11 protein-coding genes and 1 pseudogene are annotated in these 10,507 nt (G+C 56.6%); 3 read left to right on the top strand and 9 right to left on the bottom strand.

Going from position 1 to position 10,507, the window contains the following annotated elements; translation table 11 throughout:
* Together AC6I6X_RS22715 and AC6I6X_RS22720 are read right to left on the bottom strand one after the other, a co-directional pair.
* Positions 1-133 (bottom strand): UxaA family hydrolase (locus AC6I6X_RS22715; protein ID WP_497932855.1); only part of this gene is annotated, 133 nt, incomplete at its 3' end.
* The gene (locus AC6I6X_RS22720) at positions 133-504 is read right to left on the bottom strand and encodes a UxaA family hydrolase (protein WP_497932847.1); all 372 of its coding nucleotides are present in this window, start codon (positions 502-504) and stop codon (positions 133-135) included. The genes AC6I6X_RS22715 and AC6I6X_RS22720, both read right to left, overlap by 1 nt.
* A 102-nt stretch (positions 505-606) precedes the next feature.
* Here AC6I6X_RS22720 and AC6I6X_RS22725 point away from each other — a divergent pair, with 102 nt between their 5' ends.
* The gene (locus AC6I6X_RS22725; RefSeq protein WP_497932856.1) at positions 607-972 is read left to right on the top strand and encodes a succinate dehydrogenase/fumarate reductase transmembrane subunit; all 366 of its coding nucleotides are present in this window, start codon (positions 607-609) and stop codon (positions 970-972) included.
* Positions 972-1,304, top strand: coding sequence for a succinate dehydrogenase/fumarate reductase transmembrane subunit (locus tag AC6I6X_RS22730; protein WP_497932848.1), 333 nt, complete (start codon positions 972-974; stop codon positions 1,302-1,304). Before AC6I6X_RS22725 ends, AC6I6X_RS22730 begins: the two co-directional genes overlap by 1 nt.
* Positions 1,305-1,409: 105 nt before the next feature.
* Here AC6I6X_RS22730 and AC6I6X_RS22735 read toward each other — a convergent pair whose 3' ends face one another.
* Both AC6I6X_RS22735 and AC6I6X_RS22740 read right to left on the bottom strand, forming a co-directional pair.
* Positions 1,410-2,141, bottom strand: a complete 732-nt coding sequence (locus AC6I6X_RS22735) for a succinate dehydrogenase/fumarate reductase iron-sulfur subunit (RefSeq protein WP_497932849.1) — start codon at positions 2,139-2,141, stop codon at positions 1,410-1,412.
* A gap of 43 nt (positions 2,142-2,184) precedes the next feature.
* A complete protein-coding gene (locus AC6I6X_RS22740) occupies positions 2,185-3,909 on the bottom strand; it encodes an FAD-binding protein (RefSeq protein WP_497932850.1) in 1,725 nt (574 codons plus the stop codon).
* 130 nt (positions 3,910-4,039) lie between these two features.
* Between AC6I6X_RS22740 and argH the strand changes: the two genes are divergently transcribed.
* Positions 4,040-5,542 carry an argininosuccinate lyase gene (gene argH / locus AC6I6X_RS22745; RefSeq protein WP_497932851.1) on the top strand — a complete coding sequence of 501 codons (1,503 nt, stop codon included), beginning with the start codon at positions 4,040-4,042 and terminating at the stop codon, positions 5,540-5,542.
* 55 nt (positions 5,543-5,597) lie between these two features.
* Here argH and ggt read toward each other — a convergent pair whose 3' ends face one another.
* From ggt to AC6I6X_RS22770, 5 genes and pseudogenes are all read right to left on the bottom strand, one after another.
* Positions 5,598-7,223: a gamma-glutamyltransferase gene (gene ggt / locus AC6I6X_RS22750; protein ID WP_497932852.1), complete on the bottom strand. Its 1,626-nt coding sequence runs from the start codon at positions 7,221-7,223 to the stop codon at positions 5,598-5,600.
* 666 nt (positions 7,224-7,889) lie between these two features.
* The gene (locus AC6I6X_RS22755; protein WP_497932853.1) at positions 7,890-8,378 is read right to left on the bottom strand and encodes a DUF2299 family protein; all 489 of its coding nucleotides are present in this window, start codon (positions 8,376-8,378) and stop codon (positions 7,890-7,892) included.
* A 156-nt stretch (positions 8,379-8,534) separates the two neighbouring features.
* Positions 8,535-9,302 (bottom strand): IclR family transcriptional regulator, encoded by a 768-nt coding sequence (locus AC6I6X_RS22760; protein WP_497932854.1) that lies wholly within the window; start codon positions 9,300-9,302, stop codon positions 8,535-8,537.
* A 249-nt stretch (positions 9,303-9,551) separates the two neighbouring features.
* Positions 9,552-10,277: a sulfite exporter TauE/SafE family protein gene (locus tag AC6I6X_RS22765; protein WP_497932857.1), complete on the bottom strand. Its 726-nt coding sequence runs from the start codon at positions 10,275-10,277 to the stop codon at positions 9,552-9,554.
* A gap of 122 nt (positions 10,278-10,399) precedes the next feature.
* Positions 10,400-10,507: pseudogene (locus tag AC6I6X_RS22770) on the bottom strand (IS5/IS1182 family transposase); the annotation flags it as partial.

The raw sequence follows: 10,507 nt of genomic DNA on the forward strand, positions 1-10,507 counted from the left end.
GGATCGCGTCGTCGACGATGTCCGCCGCTCGCTTTACCGTGTCGTTGGCGTACGGTGCCGTCGCGATGATCGGGACGAAGTTTCGAATGCCAATACTGCCGTCGTCTCGTTCGTATCCGAGAAAGTCAGTCATTATTCGCTCACCACTGCTGTATCGTCCGATAGGTCGCCACGGCCGTAATTACTGTCGACGTTGTGGGCATGAACCCACTCGCCGGCCTCGATATCCGTGCTCGCATAGCCAATACTCAGCCCGTACTTGTAAACCGTCTCGCCCTCCACGAGGTCCTCGAGAGCGATCTTGTGCCCGAACGGGATGTCTTCGTCGACGGTGACGGTAACGACTTCACCACTGCGATCGATATCGACTGTCTCACCGGCGTCGACGTCGCGAATCGCCGTCGCGACGTTGTCCTCCGGTTCGACAACGATCATATATCTGTCTGCCATGGTCCACTGTGGGATTCCGAATAGACGGACATATAGTTTGCGGTAGCATACCACAGCGGATCTCCGCCGAGAGCACCCACGGTCGATTCCCCGCCCAGCGGTCAGTTCCACCGAAATCATAAATACCCTGGATTCGGAATGACGGTATACGTGAGCATGAATACATCCATAAACGAGAGCGGAGTTACGTACCGCCGGCGAGTGAGCGACCTCAAAAGCTGGCTAACGTACGCTCCGGAACACGTCGCTTTCGCACTGCACCGTATTACCGGGTGGCTCCTTCTCGGTTGGGTCGGCGTCCACCTCGCTATTCCCGCCGCGGGGCCTAATAGCGTGTATCTCCCCGAGTCGACGACGGTAACGGTATTTGTAATTGCAGTGCTCGTGTTCCACGGCTTCAACGGAGTGCGACTGATCGCAGCGGAGTTGTTCGGCATCGGTCTCTCACAGGCACGAAGGGTGTTCTACGGTACCCTGGTCGCTTCGGCAGCGCTCGTCTTCCTCGCGGGGGTGTCGCTGTAATGACCGCAAGTACCGTCGAGACGCGACCGCCAAGCGACGTAGGGTACTCGGCGTGGGTGTTACACCGGTTGAGTGCGCTCGCACTCGTCGTCCTGCTGGCGATCCACGTGGGAGTACAACTGTTTCCACAGTACGGATTTACGATCTTGGTCGATCTGAATCTCTACCAGCCGCTGCTAACGGCGACGCTCGGTCTGGTACTGCTCCACGGCTTTCTTGGCGTCCGCGCGACAGTCCTCGAAACCTCGATCGGAGACGGGAGCAAACGGGCGCTCGTATGGCTCGTTGGCCTCGCGTTTCTGGCGCTGTTGGTCCTCCGGCTGACGGGCTGAAACTCCGAATAAAACCGAAATCGCTGTGGTTGTGTCGAGGGCTTTGCGGTCGTGCCGACGGTTCGCGACTCGTTGACGATTCTCTTCGAGTATCCCCGCGTGTGGTCAGTCGCTCGACGTGAGCTTCTGTTTTAGACCGTGTTTCACGGCTTCGCGTTTGAGATGCTGAATGCCTTCGGAGACGGGAATGTCCTTCGGGCAGACGCGCGTACAGTTTGCTTGCGTATGACAACTCCAGACGCCATCCGATTCCATGAGCCGTTCGAGCCGTTCTTCGGTCTTCGAATCGCGGGGGTCTTTAATCATCTTCAGAGCCTTGTTAATCGCCGCCGGGCCGATGTAGTTTTCGCCGGCAACACTGCAACTCGAGTAACACGCCCCACAACCGACACAGTCCGTCCGGGGTTCGATCATCTCCTGTTCGTCCGACTCGGGGTCCATCACCGCTACGTCGGACTCTCGGTCCAGGTCGTCAGATTCGAAGGACGGAGCGATCTCGCGAAACGTATCGAAAAACGGTTCCATGTCGACAGCGAGGTCTTTTATCACCGGCAGATTGAACAGCGGCTGGACGCGTACCGGACCTCCGGCGAGGTCACTCACTGGCGTCTGACACGCCAGACGAGCGGAGCCGTTGATCGCCATACAGCAACTCCCGCAAACGCCCTGTCGACACGAAAACCGAAACGAGAGATTTTCGCCCTTGTCCTCTTGAATGTGGAAGAGTGCGTCCAGTACCGACGTCGACGGGTAGATCGGTACGTCGTACGATTCGAAACGGCGTTGTTCGTTCGCTTCTGGGTCGTATCGGTGTACGTCAAATGTTCGGTGGTCCATAATCGGTGTTAGTGGTTGTCACTCGTTAATCTTTGCACCGGCGCTACGACCGCACGATCGGTCCCTCGTCGACATCACCGGGTTCGATCGAGGTCAGTTCGACCGGTTCGGTCCACATATCGACACTCGAGTCGTTCTTTGTCATGTAGATGTTTTTCAGCCAGTTCTCGTCGTCGCGCTCGGGGAAATCACTGCGATAGTGTGCGCCTCGGCTTTCGGTCCGTTTTAGGCCGCTCTTGGCGACGAGTTCCGCGATGGTTGCCAGGTTCTCGACGTCCATGACGTGATTCCACTCGAGATTGTATCGCCGGCTTCCGGTGACGCCGACATCGTCCAGTCGATCGTAAACGCTCCTGATCCGTTCGATTCCCTCCTGAAGGCGGTCGCCGTCTCGAACGACGCCGACGTACTCCCACATCGTTTCCTCGAGTTCGGTTCGGAGGTCGTAGACGTCCTGATCGCCGTCGCGATCCAGCGGTTCTGTGACGCGGTCGACGATCTCCTCGACCTGCGAGTCGTCGTAGGGAACCCGTTCTCGGTCGTCGATGAACTCCCCGATCGCATCCCCGGCCCGTGATCCAAAGACGGTGGAATTGACGACGCCGTTGCCGCCGAGACGGTTCCCGCCGTGGACTCCGCCGGTGTCCTCCCCGGCGGCGAACAGACCGGGAACGTTCGTCCGACACGAGTCGTCGATCGCGATGCCACCCATGTGGTAGTGAGCGGTGGGACTGACCTCTACGCGCTGGGTCGAGAGGTCCTGGCCGACGTTGCGCGTTCGATCGGTCATCCCCGGGAAGTTCTCCTCGACGAACTCCTTACCGAGGTGAGTCGCGTCCAGCCAGACGCCACCGTTTTCGGTACCGCGACCGTCCATCGCTTCCTGGTACGCGGCTCGCGAAACGATATCTCGGGTTGCCCGTTCCATGTCTTCGGGCGCGTACTTCTCCATGAACCGCTCGTCCTCCGAATTGTAGAGATGTGCGCCGGCACCACGGATGCCTTCTTCCAGAACGCCGCCGGTAAGTTTCGTGTTCCCGGCGAGGATACCGGTCGGGTGGTACTGCATCATCTCCATGTCGAGGAACTCCGCGCCGGCGCGGAAAGCCATCGCTTGCCCGTCGGCGGTCTTTTCCAGGGCCGGGGTCGAAATCTTGTACATCGCGGCCCCGGCACCAGTCGCGAGCAACACGGCCTTGGCACTCACCGCGGTGAACTTTCCGGAGCGGATATCGAGGACCAGACAGCCAACGACCTCGTCGTCACGGGTGAGAAGATCGACGGCCCGGGTCTCTTCCATGATGTCGACATTTCGGGTGAGTAACTCGTCACGGAGCTTCGTCATGATCTCGATGCCCGTCAGATCACCCTTGTGAACGGTCCGATCGAACGATTGGCCCGCAAACGGTTTCTGATGAATGTGGCCATCGTCGTCGCGGTCGAACGCGACCCCGTACTCGTTTTCGAGTTCGCGGATGATTTCTGGTGCACCCTCGACGAGTGCGCGAGCAAGTCGCTGATCGTTCAGAAACTTGCCGCCAACGACCGTGTCGGTGAAGTGGCGATCGATCGAGTCGTCCGGATGTAACACGGCGTTGTATCCACCCTGTACCATCCGGGTACAACCACTCTTTCCGGCGAGTTTCTTGACGACCAACGAAATATCGAGATCATCGGCCGCCTCATCAGCGTGTAATGCGCCAAAAAGGCCCGCCCCACCAGCACCGACGACTAACAGATCAGTCTGGTGATGATTAACCTCTACCATGCTACATTGTGCGGAGAGGGGGAGCTATTTCAATGTTTATATTTTCACAATATACTATACAAATATTATATGTAGAACTATCGTTCAGGGAACCGAGTATTTAATATGGGCGGTAACCGTTGTCAGAGTGATGGCACCAGAGGAAAGTATCTCTCGTGACCGATTAGAAGCTGCGCCGGGCGAAATTTACACCGACACGATCGAAGAGCCGGTGTACGAATTCAAGCGCGAACGCTACTACGAACACCTTCTCGATACGAACGTCGCCTGGACGATCATGCTCGTCGAAACCGATCTGATCTCCAGAGACGACGGTCAGCAACTGCTGACGGCGATCGAGGACCTCCGCGACATCGGCCCTGAAGCGCTCGGGGAGTACAATCCGGAGTACGAGTATTTTTACTCGCACATGGAGCAGTGCCTTATCGAACGGGTTGGGGAAGACGTCGCTGGGAACATCAACATCGGCCGCACCCGGCCGGAACCGCTGGCTCGAATGGAATCTCGTGAGCAACTCATCCGAGTTATCGAACTCGTAAATTCCTTCCGGAGTACGTTGCTCGATATCGCTGAACGCGAAATCGAGACCGTGATGCCCCAGTGGACGCACTACCAGCACGCACAGGTCTCGACGGTTGCCCACTATTTACTCGGCATCCAGGATTCCCTCGAGCGCGACGCCCAGCGGCTGTTCGACGCGTACGAGACCGTCGACGAGTCCACGCTGGGTTGTGGGGCCCTCGCCGGGTCGTCATATCCCCTCGATCGACAGCTGGTGGCCGATCTGCTCGGGTTCGACGTGTACAAACAGAACACGATCGACTGCGTGTCAGGCGGAGACCATCTCATGCACCCGGCGTCGGCGCTCGCCACCACGATGATTACGCTGAGCCGGTTCTGTGAAGACCTCTATACGTGGCACACCTGGGAGTTCGATTTCATCGAAATCGGAGACGAGTACGCCGGTTCGAGCAGCATGATGCCCCAGAAGAAGAATCCGTATCCGTTCGAGTACGTCCGCGCGCGTGCAGCGCAGGTCAGCGCGAAGATGGAGGCGGTCCACACGACACTGCACAACACGAACTTTCAGGACATCAAAGACGTCGAAGAAGACGGCGTGTATCCGCTTTTCGACGCCTTCGACGAGACGATTCGGTCGATCCGACTGCTCGAAGGAACGGTGCAGTCTACGGAATTCAACGAAAACGAGATGATAGAACGGGCCGCAGAAGGATTCGCGTCCTGTACGGAACTGGCCGCCGTTCTCCACCGAAACACCGACCTCTCCTACCGAACGACACACAAGATTGTCGGTGATATGGTCCTTCGATCGCTCAAGCGAGACCTCGACGCCACGGAAGTCGGCGCTGAGATCGTCAACGAATCCGCACAGAACACCGTCGGATACGAACTCGGGATCGACGACGAACTGGTCGAATCAGCGCTCGATCCCGTCTCGTTCGTCGAACGCCACGATATCGACGGCGGTCCGGCACCGAAAGCCGTCGAACGGGCGATCGGTGACAGCCGAGCGACGCTCGATGCCGATCGAGCCCGATGCAACCAACTCGAAGAGGCGATCGAGGAGGGAGCGTCCCTCAGGAGAGAATACAAGGAAGCGATTCTCGAGTGATCTCGGCCCCATCGAATCCGTTTCGGTCGATTAGAAGCCGATCACTGTCGATCGATTAGAAGCCGATTGCCACGCCGTCTTTCCGCGGGTCCGTCGCCGCCGAAAGGACGTCGCCATCGCGTCGTGCGATCTGTGCGCCGCCGAATTCGTCGGGCGTTTCCACGCGGACGTCGTGTCCCATCCGTGCGAGTTTCGAGAGCGTTTCTCCATCCATCGTTCCCTCGGCTGCCAGCACTCCGGACTCGCGATACTTCCACCGTGGCCGATCGAGCGTCTCCTGCAGCGGGAGGTTGCAGTCGATGATATTGGAGAGAATTTGTAGATGGCCCTGTGGCTGCATGTATCCACCCATGACACCGAAGGATGCCCAATCGTTCGGTCCGAAATTGACGATTGCGGGGACGAGCGTGTGGAACGGACGTTTTCCGGGTTCGAGACAGTTCGGATGGTCCGGATCGAGCGAAAACGAGCCGCCTCGGTTTTGAAGCGCGATTCCGGTATTGCCGGCAACGAGCCCGCTCCCGAACCCCTTGTATCGAGAGTTGATGAAAGAGACGACGTTGCCGTCGTCGTCCGCGACCGTCAGCAAGACGGTATCCGCGTTTTCGCCGTGAGAATCCGGCATCCCGACGGAGACGTCCTGTTGAGGGGTCTCCGAGACTTCCATCGCTCGCTTTGCCGCGTACTCCTTCGAATGCAACGGCGGGACCGGTTCGAAACCGGGATCGGTGATGTAGTGATGGCCGTCGTGGAACGCGATCTTCATGCTCTCGACGAGGTAATGAATGCGTTCGGGCGATCCGACCTCGTATCGATCGGCGTCGAGTTCTTCGGCGATGTTGAGCGCCTCGAGGGCGATCATTCCCTGGTTGTTTGGCGGGAGTTCGTAGACTTCGGCGCCGTTGTACGTCGTCGAGATCGGATCGAGAATTTCGGGTTCGAATCCGCGGAGATCATCCCGTCGCAGCAAACCGCCTTTCGACTGAACTTCGTCGACGATTTTGGCGCCGATTTCGCCTTCGTAAAGGGCGTCGGCACCGCGCTCTGCGATCGTTGCTAACGACGTCGCGAGATTGGGAAACGTCACGTGCTGGCCGGTTTCGGGCGGCCTATCGTCGAAGAGATACGCCTCACGCGCGTGTGGATCCGTAAAGAGGGAATCCGCGGCCGACCACCAGTCTGCGATGACTTCCGAAACAGGGTATCCATCGCGCGCGTAGGTTATTGCTGGTTCGAGGACGTCCGCAAACGTCAGTCTCCCCCACTCGTCGACGGTGAGTTCCCAGCCACGCGCGGTCCCTGGGACGGTGACCGTCTGTGCACCACGGTGGGGCATCGAAACCGAATCGGGCGAGTCAGTTGTGTCACGACTGACCGCCTCCCTGACGTTTTCGATCGTCGCCTCTTCGGGCGCGTAGCCGCAACTTCGCATCGCTCCGACCTCCCCATCACTCGTTTTGAAGAGACTGAAAACGTCTCCACCTAGCCCCGTTGCGACGGGTTCGACGACGTTGAGTGTCGCGGCAACTGCGACTGCAGCATCGAACGCGTTGCCACCGCGCTGGAGGATTCGTACGCCGGCCTGTGCCGCGAGTGGTTGACTCGTCGCGACGATACCGGTTGGTGCGTACACCGTCGAGCGACGCGACTGGAACCGATCGAGATTGGGTTTTGAAACCATGCCACACAATTAGCGTTCGATGAAATAATTGTACTGTCTCGATCGTCGCCCCAAACAGGGACTCGACACCGATCGGAGCAGTCGAACCGATACCAGGTCGACCACTATCCATCGAAATCACCACTCGTTGCTGGCGAGCCAATCGAAGTAACCGAACAGAGAGCAGATCGATGCCCGACAGAAGATATCCCCTTAACACCCGATACAGCACACATACTCGCTGTTCACGCCCGACCGACACCGAGGGCTCCAGTCCGGATTGCCACGGTGAACGCCAACATCACACGATCGATTGTCACGATCTCCGAACAGGGCGCGGAATCCGACGATATTGATCTCACTGAACGCAGCCGAATCACGAGACTGGAGAGATTCCGTTCGATGTTGTCGAACACATGGGCGCTGCGATCAACACGGACTGAGCAACAAAATTATTTACAATTGTACTATTGTAATTTTCGGACGTAGGAACGATAAATCGTCCCTTGTGCCGAAGTTCACAAGCACGTACAGTCACGGTATTAATCAAGAATTCGAAGGGGGGCCGGTTAGGGAAACAGCATTCGATAGTATCGAACAAAGGAACGTCACAGTCCGTGTACTTCTGTCACTGATCCGCGCGGGGGAGACTATGATGAGTACAGCCTAGAATACGTACAAAATAGACTACGATGACTCGGCACCGACGGTATCCACACTATCCAACAACTGCCACATGTCGTTTAGATATCGCATGGATTTCCAGACGTCCAACAGCGAATCCATCAGTTCCTGCTGTGTCGCCCCGTCGAAATAGATCCGACGTTCGACGAAGATCTGGTGCATGTCTGCGAACGAGACGTTCTCGTCGCGGTGATTGCGAAAGCCATAGAGAACGTGCGATTGCATAAGTGCTCGCCGAATTTGCGAGAGCAACGTCGAACGCTCCTGGTCGGACAGGTTTCGGATACGCTGGCGTATCTCTTCGTCGAACTCGAGTTGTTGCCCGACGAGCAGTGGACCACCCGGAGACTGTTTTATTACGTGGATCATAATACCGGATAGTTGAATCACCAGATTGAATTCCGCGTGTTCGTCGGGAACGGATTCGGCTGCACCAACGAGGTCGGTATCAATCCACGATCGGACCTGTTCTTCGGTGAATTCTTCGGACACGGACGCACAATCGTCCGTTCTTGTCTTAAATATGTAGGTTCTCAGTGACAGGCGGTAATAGCATCGTCGCGAACGACGGTATGGTCATTGTAGGGTATTACCGGCTATCACCCGTCCGGAATAGCGATCACCGGTACCGAATTACAGCGGACCGTATCACTCGTACGTGATGTTTATTTCTAACTCGTTTGCAACGCCAAGAAGTAAGGACGGAACGTCCTCTATGAGTTTCGATCCTTTTAGTCGGTTTGCAGGCCCGGAGATACTCAGTGCCCCGACCAGTTTTTTATTCGGAGTTCGAACAGGAACGCCGACGGCATGCAATCCCTCCAGCGATTCTTCCTTGTTGAACGCATACCCCCGTTCCCGAATTTCCTCGAGCTCGTCGACCAATTCCTCGCGATCGGTAATCGTGTTTTCCGTCTTTGCTTCGAGGCCGTGGCGAGCAATGATTTCGTCGATCTGTTCGCTGGACATATAGGCGAGCATCGCCTTTCCACCGGCGATTTGGTGCATCGGGACACTTCGCCCGACGCGAACGGGTGGATGCACCGAGTGTTCCCCCTCTGCGCCACAAAGGTAATACGCCAGTCCGTTTTCTTCGACCTGACACCAAGATCGCTCGTTCGTTTCGCGGGCGAGGAATTCGACGTTATCTACGACCTTCGGATAGAGTGGATTTAACGATTGTGCGGATTTCCCGTAGTTGAGATACTCGAGTCCAACTCGATATTCTCCGTTGTTGTTGACAACAAACCCGTATTGCTCGAGGGTCGTCAAGTGCGCATGAACGGTGCTCTTTGCAATACCCAGGTGCGACGCGATCTCGGTCGTTCCCGTGGTTTCTGACTCCTCGAGATACGAAACTATCTCGAACAACGTCTCATCAGACTTGATTGTTTTCGTTGTGGAGTTCCGTTTCATGAGTGGGTAATACACACTATGACACATATATTGTTCGATAATGTCGAACAGCATCTGTGCAATAGACAGATATACAGAGGTTGATCACAGATACGAATCCAAGCGTTGTCCCATCACTATCCTGAAACCAACCGAACCGAGAGACACCGGTCGTAGCGTCCCCGGTTGCGCTCGCTAACCACTCCAATTGTACGATCGGTAAGTAAATTCCGTTGGAATCAAAAGTGGTAGGGATCGAGAAGGTGTCGGCTAGATTGCAAGGTAGCAACCAACGGCTACGAGAACAACGCTTAGAGCGGTTTTCAGTCGGGTAGGAGTAACGATGTGAGCGATTTTCCATCCAACGACTGCCCCTGCGAGTAACGGAATCCCGATTACCGCTACGAGTGACGCCGACACGTTTCCCTGCAAGAGATAGCCCGCGGCTGCAAAGATTGCAATGAAAATCGACTGAACCTGTGCGACAGCGATAGCCAACAACATCGGGACACCAATTGTGATCAACATCGGGGCTGCAAATACCGGGCCGCCGACACCTAATAAACCGCTGACGGCTCCGAGGACAAACCCGATTCCACTGGGGACGACGAGTCCTCGTCTGTCTGTGACATCTAGCTGGTACAGCGGACGGAGTCCACGATGCTCTCGATAGACGATATTGATACCGGTTACCGTGGCCGCGATGCCGAGTAAAACTCCGAACGTCGTCCGTGGAAGAACGGAATTCGCCAGTGCACCGAGGGGGCTCCAATAATACTCGAGAGGCTGAGTACGAGTGCCATCGCGCGACCGTTTCCCGTCCGTATCTCGCCAGAGCGGACGTACACAGCGCTTCCGACCAGACCCGTTGCGATGAACGTCGCGTGTGCTGTTCCCGCGACCGTACTCGAGGGAAGGGTCGTCAGCGAGTACAATGCGATCGTCACGAAAATCCCACCCGGGCCCAGTGTCGTAATGCCGATTCCAGAGAGAAATGCAACTGCCGGAAGTACCACCAGAAGTGGAAGCCCGATCGCAAGGTCAATCATTCGGTCCAATACGTTCAGGAGATGTAATATGGGTTTTGCAAAGACAGGGTCTTGTTTAGACGGCTAAAATCACCCGTTAGAGGCGTCGAGCGCTAGTTCGACGTTTCTGACGGCGCATTTGAGAACGAGTTCGCGGAATTGACCGAACCACGTCCTCGCTCGAACGATCTCGCCGTA

Source organism: Halosolutus sp. YCN4 (assembly GCF_059736495.1).